Origin of the sequence: Pectobacterium sp. S5 (assembly GCF_051707265.1) — a bacterium.
Classification (GTDB): Bacteria; Pseudomonadota; Gammaproteobacteria; order Enterobacterales; family Enterobacteriaceae; genus Pectobacterium; species Pectobacterium polare.
This window is the reverse complement of sequence record NZ_JAULSZ010000002.1, coordinates 191,557-207,293: the sequence shown is the minus strand read 5'-3', so window position 1 is coordinate 207,293 and position 15,737 is coordinate 191,557. Positions and strand designations below refer to the sequence as shown.

13 protein-coding genes are annotated in these 15,737 nt (G+C 54.0%); 11 read left to right on the top strand and 2 right to left on the bottom strand.

All coding sequences use genetic code 11. The features are described from left to right. Positions 1–271 precede the first annotated feature (271 nt). The 3 genes from QWJ20_RS10495 to QWJ20_RS10485 all read left to right on the top strand — a co-directional run bounded on the left by QWJ20_RS10495 (position 272) and on the right by QWJ20_RS10485 (position 2,716). Entirely contained in the window at positions 272–892 is a 621-nt protein-coding gene (locus QWJ20_RS10495) for a helix-turn-helix transcriptional regulator (RefSeq protein WP_433992500.1), read from the top strand. A 185-nt stretch (positions 893–1,077) separates the two neighbouring features. After that, complete coding sequence (locus QWJ20_RS10490; RefSeq protein ID WP_433992499.1) at positions 1,078–2,160, top strand: GTP pyrophosphokinase; 1,083 nt, start codon at positions 1,078–1,080, stop codon at positions 2,158–2,160. Between the two features lie 307 nt (positions 2,161–2,467). Further along, positions 2,468–2,716 (top strand): GlsB/YeaQ/YmgE family stress response membrane protein, encoded by a 249-nt coding sequence (locus QWJ20_RS10485; protein ID WP_005972245.1) that lies wholly within the window; start codon positions 2,468–2,470, stop codon positions 2,714–2,716. A gap of 90 nt (positions 2,717–2,806) precedes the next feature. Here QWJ20_RS10485 and QWJ20_RS10480 read toward each other — a convergent pair whose 3' ends face one another. Beyond that, entirely contained in the window at positions 2,807–3,901 is a 1,095-nt protein-coding gene (locus QWJ20_RS10480; RefSeq protein WP_010276935.1) for an ABC transporter ATP-binding protein, read from the bottom strand. Positions 3,902–4,093: 192 nt separating this feature from the next. Beyond that, positions 4,094–5,587 carry a PLP-dependent aminotransferase family protein gene (locus QWJ20_RS10475; protein ID WP_433992498.1) on the bottom strand — a complete coding sequence of 498 codons (1,494 nt, stop codon included), beginning with the start codon at positions 5,585–5,587 and terminating at the stop codon, positions 4,094–4,096. Between the two features lie 153 nt (positions 5,588–5,740). Here QWJ20_RS10475 and QWJ20_RS10470 point away from each other — a divergent pair, with 153 nt between their 5' ends. The 8 genes from QWJ20_RS10470 (at position 5,741) to QWJ20_RS10435 (ending at position 15,710) form a co-directional block, all read left to right on the top strand. Next, positions 5,741–7,006 (top strand): 4-aminobutyrate--2-oxoglutarate transaminase, encoded by a 1,266-nt coding sequence (locus tag QWJ20_RS10470; protein ID WP_433992497.1) that lies wholly within the window; start codon positions 5,741–5,743, stop codon positions 7,004–7,006. Between the two features lie 10 nt (positions 7,007–7,016). Beyond that, the gene (locus QWJ20_RS10465) at positions 7,017–8,483 is read left to right on the top strand and encodes an NAD-dependent succinate-semialdehyde dehydrogenase (protein ID WP_433992496.1); all 1,467 of its coding nucleotides are present in this window, start codon (positions 7,017–7,019) and stop codon (positions 8,481–8,483) included. A 342-nt stretch (positions 8,484–8,825) separates the two neighbouring features. Beyond that, entirely contained in the window at positions 8,826–9,905 is a 1,080-nt protein-coding gene (locus QWJ20_RS10460; RefSeq protein ID WP_433992495.1) for an ABC transporter substrate-binding protein, read from the top strand. Between the two features lie 42 nt (positions 9,906–9,947). Further along, positions 9,948–11,216, top strand: a complete 1,269-nt coding sequence (locus QWJ20_RS10455) for an ABC transporter permease (protein WP_174877373.1) — start codon at positions 9,948–9,950, stop codon at positions 11,214–11,216. A gap of 27 nt (positions 11,217–11,243) precedes the next feature. Next, positions 11,244–12,062: an ABC transporter permease gene (locus QWJ20_RS10450; protein WP_433992494.1), complete on the top strand. Its 819-nt coding sequence runs from the start codon at positions 11,244–11,246 to the stop codon at positions 12,060–12,062. Positions 12,063–12,560: 498 nt separating this feature from the next. Further along, on the top strand, positions 12,561–13,295 hold the full coding sequence (locus QWJ20_RS10445; protein ID WP_010276956.1) for an SDR family NAD(P)-dependent oxidoreductase: 735 nt from the start codon (positions 12,561–12,563) through the stop codon (positions 13,293–13,295). Then, positions 13,288–14,412: a phosphotransferase gene (locus tag QWJ20_RS10440; protein ID WP_433992493.1), complete on the top strand. Its 1,125-nt coding sequence runs from the start codon at positions 13,288–13,290 to the stop codon at positions 14,410–14,412. The genes QWJ20_RS10445 and QWJ20_RS10440 overlap by 8 nt, the downstream gene beginning before the upstream one ends. Beyond that, on the top strand, positions 14,409–15,710 hold the full coding sequence (locus QWJ20_RS10435; protein ID WP_433992492.1) for an aspartate aminotransferase family protein: 1,302 nt from the start codon (positions 14,409–14,411) through the stop codon (positions 15,708–15,710). The genes QWJ20_RS10440 and QWJ20_RS10435 overlap by 4 nt, the downstream gene beginning before the upstream one ends. The last annotated feature ends 27 nt before the right edge of the window (positions 15,711–15,737 follow it).

The window sequence follows — 15,737 nt, the reverse complement described above, 5'->3', positions numbered from 1 at the left end:
TTGGCCTCGATATTGTCGAATACCTGATAAACAAAATATATAAAATTAGATAAATTGTCTAACATGATTTATCTTTAGGTTATCGGCCGACGTGAAATGCATCGCGTACTGCTGAAACAAGTCGGAACGAGTACGTGTCACAGAACCATGAGCGACCGCTGACGGCAGCGCGTGTGGTACTAAATCAGGTGTACTTACAGTAAACTCAGCGCCAGAAAACGCGCTTGCGCAAGCATGGGTATTGCGCATGGTAGAGGAATGGGAGGGGAATATGTCTGCATCTGGAGAAGGTCTGCTGCTGACGCAGTTAGATGCGATAGCCAAAGGGTTAAGCGAAACGTTCGCGCCATTCTGTGAAGTGGCCGTGCACGATCTGAAAAATCCAGAACACGCGATACTTTCCATTCACAATAACCTCTCCGGCAGGGAAATCGGTGCGCCCGCGACGGAACTGGGCCTTGCCCGCATCGCCTCGCCCGAATTTCCTAACATTCTGGCGAATTACGCCAACCAGTTTGCTGACGGGCGTCCAGTAAAAAGCACCTCAGTCGGCATCAAAAATGCGGAAGGTGAATACGTTGCCGCACTGTGCCTGAACGTCGATATGACGCTATTTCGCGGCATGCAAAATGCGCTGGCGCAGTTCACTCAGCTCGCTTCGGACTCCGTAACAGAACATTTAGAACCAAATGGCGCAGCGGCGATCAGACAACACATCGATCACTTCGCCGCTCGGCTTGCCACCACGCCACGAGCGCTAAAAGCGCAGGACAGAAAAATCCTGCTTCAGGAACTGAAAGACAACGGCCTGCTGGAAGTTAAAAAATCGATGGAAACCATCGCGCAGCACCTCGGCGTATCGCGGGCGTCGGTTTATTTGTATGCGAAGTAGGTGAACTCTAATCTGGTTGGTTCTATACTATACGTGACTGGTATATTTTATTTTTTGATTCTGTGTCGAAAGTGAGGTGTATCTCTCTGCTTAGGCTTGTGTTCATTGAAGGGTAAATAACGGGTTGTTTTTGAACCAATAAATGGAATATTTAGCAAAGAAATTTATAAGATAGAGGTAATATTATGAGTGAAGCCCCTTCAACTGGGAACATTATCGCAGATTTTTTATCCAACGAACAAGAATTAAAAGAAATGGGGGTTTCAATTAATGCATTGTTAAATACTCTGGTTAGGAAAAATAATATTGACACCCATTCTATATCCCATAGGGTTAAAAACCACTCTAGTTTAGAAAATAAAATACAAAAAAAGAAAAAATACAAAAATCTTAAAGATATCACAGATATACTTGGTTTTAGAATTATCACATTTTATTCTTCTGATATCGATGATCTTGAGGATTTAATAAAGAAAGAGTTCATAATTGACGAAGAAAACTCTATAGATAAGAGAAAGGCAATCGAACCAGATAGGTTTGGATATATGTCACTTCATTATATTGTTTCTCTGAGAAGAGAACGATCATCTTTGCCTGAGTATTCGGATTTTAGCGATTATAAATTTGAAATACAAATAAGAACAATATTGCAACATTGTTGGGCTGAAATAGAACACAAATTAGGATACAAATCTAATAATTCCATGCCGGATGAAATAAGACGTTTATTTTCTATATTGTCTGGTAATTTGGAATTAGTTGATAGAGAATTTTTAAATATAAAAAGGAAAATATACGAATATGATGAAACAGTTCGGAGTGAAGTTATAAATAGTAGAGTTGGGGATATATTGCTCAATGAAATGTCATTGGTCGCTCTTATTGATTCTGACAGCGATTTAGAGTTGGAATACCAAAAGTATAAAAATCTAGCTAAGGATTCATGGTTTAATATCAATGAGGTTAGTACTAATGAAATCGAATTTCATCACATTCAAGAAGGTGTTGAGATTTTGAAGTTACTTGGATTTAAGAATATTAATGAAATCCAGAATATAATAAAAAAATCTGCGATAAACAATACAATTAATAATATTATATCCCTTAATAAAAAAAATGGTTCACATATGGCATATATGAAATATACTTTCTTTATGTTTTTGTGTTACATCGATTATTATTCAAAAAATAAAAACCTTAGTCCATTGGTGGGAATGTGGCCAGATGTTGGTGATTTTGAAAAATTACTTGCGGATATTTTGCTATGACTTTTATTAAAAACATCTCTTTTTCGAGTATTTTATAAATAATTCTATGTCGTTGCTGTTCGAATTTTGGTGACAGATTAGCTGTCACCAAAACATCTAGCCAGTAGTACTGAATTTATATATTTTATCGACGCTTGTTAGCGTAACTAGATAATAACCTAACGTCCTGAGAAACTGTTGAACATCGGGCAACCAGATACGAACCTCACAACTTCCTCAATCCTCACCTATACTTGCTTCACTGCCCGATCTGCCAGTGTGTGGCAAAAGAGCGGGTGTGGTGAAAACGAAAACGCGAGGAGTAGGTATGGGTATTCTGTCCTGGATTATTTTTGGCTTGATTGCGGGGATTCTGGCTAAGTGGATTATGCCCGGTAAAGACGGCGGCGGCTTTATCCTGACGGTGTTGCTCGGGATTGTCGGTGCGGTCGTGGGTGGTTATATCAGCGTTTTCTTTGGATTCGGCCGGGTCGATGGCTTTAACTTCGGCAGCTTTGTGGTGGCGATTGTCGGCGCGATTGTCGTGCTGTGGGTGTACCGCAAGATTCGAGATTAGCTCTGTGTCCGTTGCCCCTGTTCAGGGGCAACGTTCTCTATCCTACCTGAGTGTTTTCCTGCGTTCCTTGATGCCGCCAGTGCGTCACAATTAATGCGTGATGATGCTATCCAGCGCGCGTAGGTGTTCCGGCTGCCATGACAGATTAACTTCGGTGCCAGCTTTCCAGTGTGGCTGAATCTCGCTGGCGGGGAGTTTCACCATAAACTGCGGTTGGCCTGCCACTTCCGTCATCATCCTGACGTGATCGCCCAGATAGATGAACTGCTGAATGCGGGCTTTGACGTGCTGCATGCCGTCATCGACGTGAGCTGCGTTGACGTGAATACGTTCCGGACGGATGCAGAGGGTGATTTTTCGGCCCGGTGAACTGGGGCGGACTTTCAGCGCGCGTAGCGAAGTACCGTCGTCCAGCGTTGCCCGATAGAATGCACCTTCGGCCTCGGCACGCGTGGCGAGCAGCGTATTGTTTTCGCCGATAAACTGCGCCACAAAAGCGTTCTCCGGTTTTTCATAGATGTCGCTAGGGCTGTCCATCTGCTGAATCACGCCATCGTTAAACACGGCGACGCGGTTGGACATGGTCATCGCTTCGCTCTGGTCGTGAGTCACGTATACCACGGTTAATTCCAGCGACTGATGCAGCTCTTTGATTTCTAACTGCATATGCTCGCGCAGTTGTTTATCCAGTGCGCCCAGCGGTTCATCCATCAGCACCAATTTTGGTTCGAAAACCAGTGCGCGAGCCAGCGCCACTCGCTGCTGCTGGCCGCCGGACATCTGTGCGGGGTAGCGATCGGCCAGGCTGGTGAGCTTCACGCGATCCAATACCCGATCCACTTTCTCTTTGATATCGGCACGGTTCAGACGGCGGATGGATAGCGGAAACGCCAGATTCTCCGCCACGGTCATGTGGGGAAACAGGGCGTAGTTCTGAAACACCATACCGATGTCGCGCTGGTGCGGCGGGAGATGGTGCAGCGGGGCGTCGCGCAGCATAATTTCCCCCTGCGTCGGGGTTTCAAACCCGGCGAGCATCATCAAACTGGTGGTTTTTCCCGAGCCGGATGGCCCAAGCAGGGTCAGAAATTCACCTTCACGGATATCCAGATTGAGGTTTTTGACGATCAGGCGGTCGCCGTCATAGGTCTTCTGAACATTCCTGAAGCTGACATAATTTCTCATTTTTCACTCTCCGGCAGTCACTGTTATTCATAAGAATGCATAAACCATGCCGGATGCCTGGCGAGCAGAAAATACCGCGCTGCAAGGCGTCATAACGCCGCCGTTCATCATAACGGGTGCGCCGTAATAGGGCGCATCGAGGGAGGATGGCACCGTAACGGTGCGAAGAGTCGTGTATAAAAACGGGAACTGTCAGACGTCAGAATGAGGTGTGTTTAGCGCCTGAATGCACGCCACAATCACGGAGAAAGCCAGCGTCATTTGGCTCTCTTCCACGCTGGCGTAGCCCAGCAATAAACCGCGCTGCGGCGTCGGTTGCAGATAGTAGCTGGAAAGCGGTTTAACCATCACGCCACGTCGCAAAATCGCGGCGCTCAGCACAACATCATCGATGTGGGAAGGCAGGCTGAGCAGCATATGCAGCCCAGCGTTGCTGTTGTCCCCGACGTAATCTGCGCCCAGAAGCTGTTCGATCAGTGACGTCAATAGCGCGCGGCGTTTGGCATACAGCAGGCGCATGCGGCGGATATGCGCGGCGTAGTGACCTTCGCGGATAAACTGCGCGAGCGTCGCCTGCGTGAGCCAGTGTCCGCCGCGATAGAGCTCGGAGTGTGCCGTCTTCAGCGACTGCGCCAGCAGCGGGGGCAGCACCATGTAGCTGACGCGCAGTCCGGGGTAGAGCGTTTTGCTGAATGTGCCGATGTAGATAACCGGCGATTGCGTCTGTAGCCCTTGCAGCGCGGGGATCGGGCTGCCGGAAAAACGAAACTCGCTGTCGTAATCATCCTCAACGACCCAGCAGCCATGCTCCTGCGCCAGTGCCAGCAGCCGCTGACGACGCGCCAGACTCATCACCGCGCCCAGCGGATATTGATGTGACGGTGTCACGCATATCAAGCGTGGAGCAGCGTCGGGCGAAAGCGTTTCTGGCGGCGCCAGCCCCTGTTCATCAACATCGATGGGAGCAACGCGCAGGCCGTTAATGGTCAGGACATTACGAATACCCCAATAGCAGGGATCTTCAATCCAGGCCAGATCGCCGGGGTTGCACAGCATTTTAGCCAGCAGATCCATTGCCTGATGGGTGCCTTCGGTAATCAGAATCTGCTCCGGGGTACATTCCACCGAACGGGCGACGCGCAGGTAATCCACCAATGCCAATTGCAATTCGGGGCAGCCGCCAATCGGCGAATAGGAAAGCTGTTCGGGGCGAACGCGCCGCGTCAGGCGCGTCTGAATCCGTCGCCATAAATCGTGAGGGAAACTGGCGATATCCGGGATGCCCGGCATAAATGCGCCCCATTGTCGGGCGGAGGCACCGGCATACCCCAGCAGATGCATACCGCGCCGCGACAGCTCATGCTTAGGCTCGCGTATCTCCCCGGCATTGTCGCTGCTCACCGGTTGCATATTGCCATCGGGGAGCTGTTCCGTGACGAAGGTCCCGCTTCCTTTGCGCGCGTCAATATAGCCTTCCGCCAGTAGCTGTTCGTAAGCCGTCAGCACGGTATTGCGCGACAGCGACAGCTGCTGTGCCAGATCGCGCGATGACGGCAGACGCTCGCCAGCGGCAATCGCACCATCGAGAATCGCCAGCCGAATGCTGTCGTACACACGCTTATTCAGTGCGCCGTCTTGCTGGTTGGCTAAACGCTGAAGCAATAAGTCGGTCAGAAGTGAGCGCAAAAGTGGATCCTTCAAATATTCAAAACTGGCACTGGATTATAGAACCATCTCGCGTCTAAATGACATCATCATCTTGCAACTACACTAACAATGACCGTTCGACTCACCATCGTTCAACGACTAACCGATGTGTTTGGGATACCGGAGCAGACCATGAAGAATAGCGAACTGAATCAACGCCGTCTGGCTGCCACGCCACGTGGTGTGGGCGTCATGTGTGATTTCTATGCCGAGCGTGCGGAAAACAGCACGCTGTGGGATGTGGAAGGGCGGGAATTTATCGATTTCGCCGCCGGGATTGCGGTACTGAACACCGGCCACCGCCACCCGAAGATTGTCGCGGCGGTACGTGAACAATTGGAGCGCTTTACCCATACGGCCTACCAGATTGTGCCTTACGGCAGCTATGTCACGTTGGCCGAACGCATCAATGCACTAGCACCGATTGAGGGCGCGGCAAAAACCACGTTCTTTACCACCGGTGCCGAAGCGGTAGAAAACGCGGTGAAAATTGCCCGCGCGTACACCAAACGCCCCGGCGTGATTGCCTTCAACGCGGCGTTCCACGGACGTACGCTACTGACCATGACGCTGACGGGCAAAGTGGCTCCGTATTCCACAGGATTTGGGCCGTTCCCCGGCTCCATTTTTCACGCGCTTTATCCGAATGAGAAGCAAGGCATCACCGTTGAACAGGCGTTGGAAAGCGTCGAACGTTTGATGCATACCGACATCGCCGCCGATCAGGTTGCCGCCATTCTGCTGGAACCGGTGCAGGGCGAAGGCGGTTTCCACGTCGCGCCACCGGCCTTTATCAGCGGGCTGCGTAAGCTGTGCGACGAGCATGGCATCCTGCTGATTGCCGACGAAGTGCAGACTGGCTTTGCCCGTACCGGTAAGCTGTTTGCGATGGAATATTACGCGGAGAAAGCGGACCTGATCACTATGGCGAAAAGCCTGGGCGGCGGTTTCCCGATCTCTGGCGTCGTTGGCCGCGCTGACGTCATGGATGCCCCTTCTCCCGGCGGGCTGGGCGGCACCTATGCAGGGAATCCGTTGTCGGTCGCCTCTGCGCTGGCGGTATTGGATGTGATTGAAGAAGAGAAATTGTGCCAACGAGCACAGCGTCTGGGTGCCGCACTGGTGGAAACGCTGGGGAAGATCAAGGCGCAGTGCCCGGCACTGGTGGCGATTCGTGCACAAGGGTCAATGGTTGCGGCAGAATTTAACGATCCGCACACCGGTAAACCCTCGGCAGAGATTACCCGTCAATTTCAGAAAAGCGCGTTGGAAGCCGGTCTGCTGCTCCTGACCTGTGGCGTGCATGGCAACGTGATTCGTTTCCTGTATCCGCTAACGGTGCCTGACGATCAGTTCAGCAAGGCGATGAGCATCCTGACGCGCGTATTAACACGATAGAAGAGAAGCTATGCAACTGGAACAGTTACTGAAACAACAAGCCTTATTCCGTCAACAGTGCCTGATTGACGGCGAGTGGCAAGACAGCCAAAACGGTGAACGTCTGAACGTCACCAATCCGGCGACGGGCGAGGTACTGGGTAGCGTACCGCTAGTGACGGTGTCACAAACTGAGCAGGCGATTACTGCTGCTGAACAGGCGCTGGTTGAGTGGCGCAAGAAGACAGGAAAAGAACGTGCCGCGCTATTGCAGGCGTGGGCACGCCTGATTATGGACAATCAGGAGGATCTGGCTGCGCTGCTGACGGCGGAACAGGGAAAACCGCTGGCGGAAGCGCGGGGCGAAATCGCCTACGCGACCAGCTTTATCGACTGGTTTGCGGAAGAAGCCAAACGCATTGAAGGCAGCGTGCTGCAATCCCCGCAGGGGCAACAGCGCCTGCTGGTCATCAAGCAGCCGATTGGCGTGTGTGCGGCGATTACGCCGTGGAATTTCCCCGCAGCGATGATCACACGTAAGGTCGGGCCCGCGCTGGCGGCCGGCTGCACGATGATCGTTAAACCTGCCGAGCAGACGCCGTTTACCGCACTGGCGCTGGCGGAACTGGCACAGCAGGCCGGTATTCCGCGTGGCGTGTTGCAGGTCATCGTCGGCGATGCGCAGTCGGTCGGTAAAGTGCTGTGCGATAGCCCGGTGGTGCGCAAGCTGAGCTTTACTGGTTCGACGGAAGTGGGTCGTATTCTGATGGCGCAGAGTGCGCCAACGGTGAAAAAGCTGTCGCTGGAGCTGGGCGGCAACGCGCCGTTTATCGTGTTCGATGATGCCGATGTGGATCAGGCGGTAAAAGGCATTCTGGCCTCCAAGTTCCGCAACAGCGGGCAGACCTGCGTCTGCGCCAACCGGATCTACGTGCAGAACGGTATTTACCCGATGCTGGTCGAACGGCTGGTTGAGGAAGTGCGCAAGTTGAACGTCGGCGACGGTACGCAGCCGGGTGTGACGCAGGGGCCACTGATTGATGCCGATGCGGTCAGCAAGGTTGAACAGCACATTGCCGATGCGCTATCGCACGGGGCAACATTGCTGCTGGGCGGTAAACGCCATGAACTGGGCGGCACGTTCTTCACGCCAACCATCGTCGGTGGGGTGACGCGCGAGATGCGTTTTGCCCGCGAAGAGACGTTCGGACCCGTGGCACCGCTGTTTCGCTTCAGTGATGAAGCCGAAGCGATTGCGATGGCGAATGATACCGAGTTTGGGCTGGCGGCCTATGTCTACACGCGTGACGCCGTGCGTCAGTGGACGGTGCCGGAAGCGCTGGACTACGGCATGGTCGGCATTAATACCGGGTTGATCTCGAATGAAGTCGCGCCATTTGGCGGCGTGAAGCAGTCTGGACTGGGGCGTGAAGGGTCACGCTTCGGTATCGAAGACTATCTGGAAATGAAATATATCTGCGTCGATCTTTCACGGTAGATCGTCGGTAAGAAACGCGTGTCGATAGCCCCTATCGGCACGCGAACACCAGACGCGCAATGTATCTGGGTGGTGCAAGGCAATGCTGGCTTGCACCACAACATGGCAAAAATGGTGACATGGCATCAGGTGTAAAGGGTGGTTGTGTATCCCTGATGCTTCTCCTCACCGTTCCCGCCGCCGCGGTAGTAAAACATCAATAAAATTTTTGAATTGGCACAATTTATGCTCATATTTTTTTGCATGATTATCATGATACATGATGCATCAAAAATGCAGCGCACAAAAATTGTGGTTCGTATTTGACCTTATTACGTTGGCTAACACTCCAGGAGCAAAACGATGTCCAAACTCAACAACACATCCAAAGCGAAAGGCCTCTTCAACCGTCCGGTACTGAAGAAAATAGCGGCCACGGCTTTTCTGGTGACGATGGCCTGTCAGGCGCAGGCAGAATCCGTCACGGTGATCTCATTCGGCGGTTTGAACAAAGATGCGCAGGATAAGGCGTTTTACAAACCGTTCGCCGCAGCGGGCAAAGGCACGGTAGAAGCCGGTGAGTATAACGGTGAAATGGCGCGTATCCGGGCGATGGTGGAAACCGGACAGGTAGGCTGGGATGTCGTGGAAGTCGAAGGTCCAGAATTGATGCGCGGTTGTAATGAAGGGCTGTTTGAACCGCTGGACTGGTCAAAATTGGGCGATCAATCCCAGTTTGTTAAAGGCGCAGTCAGCGAGTGTGGGGCGGGGATCTTCCTGTGGTCTACCGTACTGACCTATAACGCGCAGAAGCTGAAACAGGCACCGAAAAACTGGGCTGATTTCTGGAATGTGAAAGATTACCCCGGCAAGCGTGCGCTGCGTAAAAGCGCCAAATTTACGCTGGAAATCGCGCTGCTGGCTGATGGTGTGAAGCGCGAAGATCTCTACACGGTGTTGGCGACGCCAGAAGGTGTCGAGCGTGCCTTCAAGAAACTGAATCAGATCAAATCGAATATCCAGTGGTGGGAATCTGGCGCGCAGCCGCTGCAATGGCTGGTGTCGGGCGATGTGGTGATGACCTCCGCGTATAACGGCCGCGTCGCGGCAGCGCAGAAAGAAGGGCATGATTTCAAGATTGTCTGGGCCGACAGCATTTACGATCTGGATAGCTGGGCGATCGTCAAAGGCTCCAAGCACAAGGCCTTGGCGGAGCAGTTTATTGCGTTTGCCAACCAGCCGGAAAACCAGAAGGTATTCGCCGAAAACATTCCGTATGGCCCGACGCACGTCAAAACCACCAGCCTGTTAGCTCCGGCCGTCGCGGCTAATCTGCCGACCGCACCGGATAATCTGGCACAGGCCTTGCAGGTCGATACAGAGTTTTGGATCGATCACGGCGAAGAGCTGGAGCAACGTTTTAACGCCTGGGCCGCGCAGTAAAGCTGCAGTGAGTAACCGTACGTGATGATGGAGAAAGAGCCTATGTCCCAGAGCGATGTCGTCGCCGCTGTAGCGTCTGGCGGAAACGAAGAAAATTCAACCTTAAAGCAGCAACTGTGGCTCGCGCAGAAGGCCTATAAGAAGCGCTCTCTGCTGCTGATTGCGCCGCTTTTTCTGTTTATCGTGGTGAGTTTTCTCTTCCCGATCACCTCGATTTTGGGGAAAAGCGTCTCCAACCCGGAATTGCGTGACAATATGCCACAGACCATTGCCGCGATGCGGCTTTGGTCGGGCAACAATGTACCGGATGAAGCCGTCTTTCGGGCGCTGGTTGGCGATCTGCGCGATGCCCGCAGCAGCGGTAAGCTGAGTACGATCACCAAACGGTTAGGGTATGAAGGATCGGAATACCGCACGCTTATTACCCGCACACTGCGTAAGCTGCCCGCCGAGGGCAGCAGCGACATACGCGATCAGCTGATACGTGAGCAGCCGATGTGGGGCGAGTTGGCGACCTGGCAAACGTTTGATCGCGCCGCGCGGCCTTTCACCAGCTATTACCTGCTGGCGGTGTTTGACCACAAAGTCGATGCCACCACACAACAGATTGTCCCGCAGCCTGCCGATCAGGCGCTGTATGTCGACGTGCTGCTACGTACGCTGCTAATGGCGGGTGTGGTGACGCTGCTGTGCGTGGGGCTGGGGTATCCACTGGCCTATTGGCTGGCAAAACAGCCGTCTAACCGCGCCAATCTGTTGCTGATTCTGGTGCTGCTGCCGTTCTGGACATCGCTGATCGTGCGGACGGCGAGCTGGATTGTGCTGTTGCAGTCCGGCGGGCTGATCAACCGTTCGCTGATGCACATCGGCATTATCGACGAGCCGCTGGTGCTGGTGTTCAACCGCATCGGTGTCTACATCTCAATGACTCACATCCTGCTGCCGTTCTTTATTTTGCCGTTGTATGCGGTGATGAAAGGCATTTCCCCGAACTATGTCCGCGCGGCGATTTCGCTGGGTGCGCATCCGTTTATCGCCTTCTGGCGGGTTTACGTGCCGCAAACCTACGCGGGCGTGACGGCGGGAGCGCTGCTGGTCTTTATGATGGCGATTGGCTACTACATTACGCCAGCGCTGCTGGGCGGGCCGAGCGACCAGATGCTGAGCTACTTTGTCGCGTTCTTCACCAATAGCACCATGAACTGGGGAATGGCGGCCGCGCTGGGGACGCAGTTGCTGATCATCGTGACGCTGCTGTACGTCGTGTATATCCGTGTCACGCGCACTAATGCGGAAGCCGCGGCGCACTAAGCACACCTTATATTGGGGAGATAACAAATGAGACAGCAGGGTAAAGTGGGTATCCGTCTGTGGAACACGTTCTTTAATTTCTACGGGGCGGCGATGCTGTTGTTTTTAATCGTGCCCGTGCTGGTGATTGTTCCGCTCTCATTTAATGCCGGTTCGTTTCTGAGCTATCCGCTGACGGGATTTTCCCTGCGCTGGTATCGCGAATTTTTCAACTCCAGCGAGTGGCTGGGCGCGCTGGGCAACAGCCTGCTGATTGCGCCGCTCGCCACGCTGCTGGCGACGGTGCTTGGCGTGCTGGCATCGGTCGGGCTGGTACGCGGTGAATTTCGCGGGAAGTCGCTGGTGATGGCCGTGCTGATTTCACCGATGATTGCGCCGGTGGTGATTGTCGCGGTAGGGATGTTTTTCTTCTTCGCCAAACTGTCGCTGCTGAATAGCTATCTGGGACTGGTATTGGCACATGCGATGCTGGGCGTGCCGTTCGTGGTGATCACGGTCACCGCGGTATTAAAGAACTACGATCACAACCTGACGCGTGCCGCCGCCAGCCTGGGTGCCTCGCCGCTGCTGGCTTTTCGCAAGGTCACGTTCCCGCTGATTGCCCCCGGTGTATTCTCCGGGGCGCTCTTTGCTTTCGCGACCTCGTTTGATGAGGTGATCGTCACGCTGTTCCTCGCCAGCCCGCGCCAGCGCACGCTGCCGCTACAGATGTTTGCCGGTATCCGCGAAAACCTCGACCCGACGATAGCCGCCGCCGCCACTATGATGGTCGGTGCCGCACTCGTCCTGCTAATCGTGATGGAGATCTTACGCCGCCGTTCGGAACGGTTACGGAGTGGGGGTTAATCTGGCGTACGCAGGGCATGAGTTATGTTTCGTGCGGGTTGATATCTTATTTCTTCCTTTGCGTGCCGTTTCTTGCACACGTAATACACAGCACAATGGGGGACTATTATCCGGCGTAAGAAATTATGCAGCGGTGAGCATGAGCACCGAGTGAGCGGCATGGACGCCGCGAAAGTCAGTGCCGCGTCTGGAACGCGTCACTGGCGGCTCGAATTGTGCTCATGAACACCGATGGCATCGCGCAGCGACATAATTAGCGCCGAAAAGCCAGGGTTCGCAGGGCGACGGCGATTGAGCCGCCCTGCGTCGGGCGTGTGATGAAGTCGCAGAGAAATATCGCTATTAATACGCACGAAACTTTCACACTAGGGTGCATACAGTGGTGAAAGGACAACACCAAATTTCGCTGAATATTTTTTCAGCTTTTTTTAAAACCAAAATCATGATGCATCAAACACCATTTTGATGAATCGCCTACAAAGGCTCAGGAGATTCGGTATGACAGTGCAAAAAACACTCTTGCTGACCGGCGCTAGCCGGGGAATCGGGCATGCCACCGTTAAGCATTTTCACGCGGCGGGGTGGCGAATCTTTACCGCGTCGCGCCAAAACTGGGCGGAAGAGTGCCCGTGGGCGGAAAAGCTGCTTAATCACATTCATCTCGATTTGGAAGATATCGACAGCCTGCAACAGACGCTGCCGCTGATTAAGGAAAAGCTGGGCGGGCGGCTGGATGCGCTGGTCGATAACGCAGGGATTTCACCAAAGGGTGCCGACGGGCAGCGTCTGGGCGTGCGCGACACGGACTATGCAACCTGGCTGCGGGTTTTCAACGTCAATCTGTTTTCCTGCGCACTGCTGGCCAACGGCTTGTTCGACGAGCTAAAAGCGTCACAGGGCTGCGTGATTAATGTGACCTCGATTGCCGGATCGCGCGTTCATCCCTTTGCCGGCGTGGCTTACGCCACGTCAAAAGCGGCGCTGTCTGCGCTGACGCGGGAAATGGCCTTTGATTTTGGCCCACACGGCGTTCGTGTGAATGCGATTGCGCCGGGGGAAATTGAAACCTCGATTCTGTCACCTGGGACGGACGACATCATTGAACGGCAGGTGCCGATGCAGCGTTTAGGTAAACCCGAAGAAGTGGCAAGCCTGATTTATTTTCTCTGCACCTCCGGCGCTTCTTATGTCAACGGCGCGGAAATCCACGTTAACGGAGGGCAGCATGTCTGACGGACAACACACGGCACGTTTTCCCTCGTTTCCCTCCGAGGCGTCCAATCAGCCGGTTTTTGCCGACGTTGCATCGCACGGCGACGAGCTGATGACGCAGGCCGCTCCGCAGGTTTCCTGCCAGCAGGCATTGGCTATCGCGCAGCAAGAATATGGCTTGTCTGGGCAGATGGCGCTGCTTCAAGGCGAGCGTGATATGAATTTCTGCCTGACGGTCACGCCTGATGAACGCTACATGCTGAAAGTCATCAACGCGGCGGAGCCCGCCGACGTCAGTGATTTTCAGACCGCGTTGCTGCTGCATCTTGCTCAGCAAGCACCCGAACTGCCCGTACCGCGCATCAAACCGACAAATGCGGGTCTGCCAGAAACGAGCGTTGAAATTGATGGCGTACTGCTGCGCGTGCGGTTGGTGAGCTATCTCGCAGGGATGCCGCACTATCTGGCTGCGCCTTCAACGGTACTGATGCCGCAACTGGGCGGCACGCTGGCGCAGTTGGACAACGCGCTTCACGGTTTTACGCATCCGGCGGCGAACCGTTTACTGCTGTGGGATATCAGCCGCGCAGAGCAGGTGCGTCCCTATCTCGATTTTATTTCTGAACGGCAGCAGCACCAGCATCTTCAGCGCATTTTTGACCGTTATGACAGCCATGTTGCGCCCGAATTGACGACGCTACGTCATCAGATCATTCATAACGATCTGAATCCGCATAACGTGCTGGTTGATAGTTCATCGCCGACGCGGGTCACCGGCATTATCGATTTTGGCGATGCCGTATTTGCCCCGTTAATCTGCGAAGTAGCGACGGCGCTGGCGTATCAGATTGGCGATGGCGCGGATCTGCTGGAACAGGTTGTGCCGTTTATTGCCGCGTATCACCAGCACAGGCCGCTGACACCGGCGGAGATCGCGCTGTTGCCGGATTTGATTGCGACCCGCATGGCGCTGACTTTGACCATCGCGCAGTGGCGGGCATCACGTTACCCCGACAATCGGGCGTATCTGCTGCGCAATGTGCCGCGCTGCTGGCACAGTTTGCAGCGCATCGCGACCTATTCCCATACGCAGTTTGTGACTCGCCTACAGCAGGTTTGCCCGGGGAACGCGCGATGAATCAGAGAGAAATTATGCCTGAAATGACAACGACAGAAGCATTGCTGGCGCGCCGTCAGAAAGTATTGGGTAGCGGCTATCGCCTGTTTTATGAGGAACCTCTGCACGTTGTGCGCGGTGAGGGCGTGTGGCTGGTCGATCATCAGGGGAAACGCTATCTGGATGTTTATAACAATGTGGCCTCGGTCGGGCATTGTCATCCGGCGGTGGTTGAGGCGATGGCACGACAGAGCACACAGCTCAATACTCACACGCGATACCTGCATCATGCGATTGTGGATTTTGCGGAAGATCTGCTGAGTGAATTTCCTGCCGAGTTGAACAACGTGATGCTGACCTGTACCGGCAGTGAAGCCAACGATCTGGCATTGCGCATTGCCCGACATGCTACGGGGGGAACGGGCGTGTTGGTGACGCGCTGGGCGTATCACGGCGTGACCAGCGCGCTGGCAGAACTGTCACCGTCGCTGGGGGATGGTGTGGCGCGCGGCAGTCACGTCAAGCTCATCGAGCCACCGGATACCTATCGCCAGCCCGGCGCATTTCTTCGCAGTATTCGTGATGCGCTGGCGCAGATGCAGCAGGAAGGCATTCGTCCTGCTGCATTGTTGATCGATACGATTTTTTCCAGCGACGGCGTGTTCTGTGCGCCGGAAGGCGAGATGGCGCAGGCGGCGGCGTTAATTCGTCAGGCGGGCGGACTGTTTATCGCGGATGAGGTGCAACCGGGTTTTGGGCGCACCGGGGAATCAATGTGGGGCTTTGCACGTCACGGTGTTGTCCCGGATCTGGTGAGTTTAGGGAAACCGATGGGTAACGGGCATCCGATTGCTGGATTGGTTGGGCGTTCCGCGCTGTTCGATGCATTCGGGCGAGATGTGCGCTATTTCAATACGTTCGGCGGCAATCCAGTGTCCTGTCAGGCGGCGCACGCGGTGCTGCGAGTGATTCGGGAAGAGCTGTTGCAGCAGAATGCTCTGCGGGTTGGTGATTATCTGCGGCAAGGATTGCAGCAACTGGCGCAGGATTTCCCGCTGATTGGCGATATTCGGGCTTACGGCCTGTTTATCGGCGTAGAACTGGTCAGCGATCGCGAAAGCAAAGCGCCGGCAACTGAATCCGCATCGCAGGTGGTGAATGCCATGCGTCAGCGCGGCGTGCTGATCAGCGCGACGGGGCCAGCGGCAAACGTGCTGAAAATTCGTCCGCCGCTGGTGTTTCAGGAAGAACACGCCGATGTGTTTTTAACCACGTTGAGTGACGTGTTAACGAGCATCGACACCCGCACGTGGGAATAATCCATCGTGCGGGTGTTGTGAAAAGGT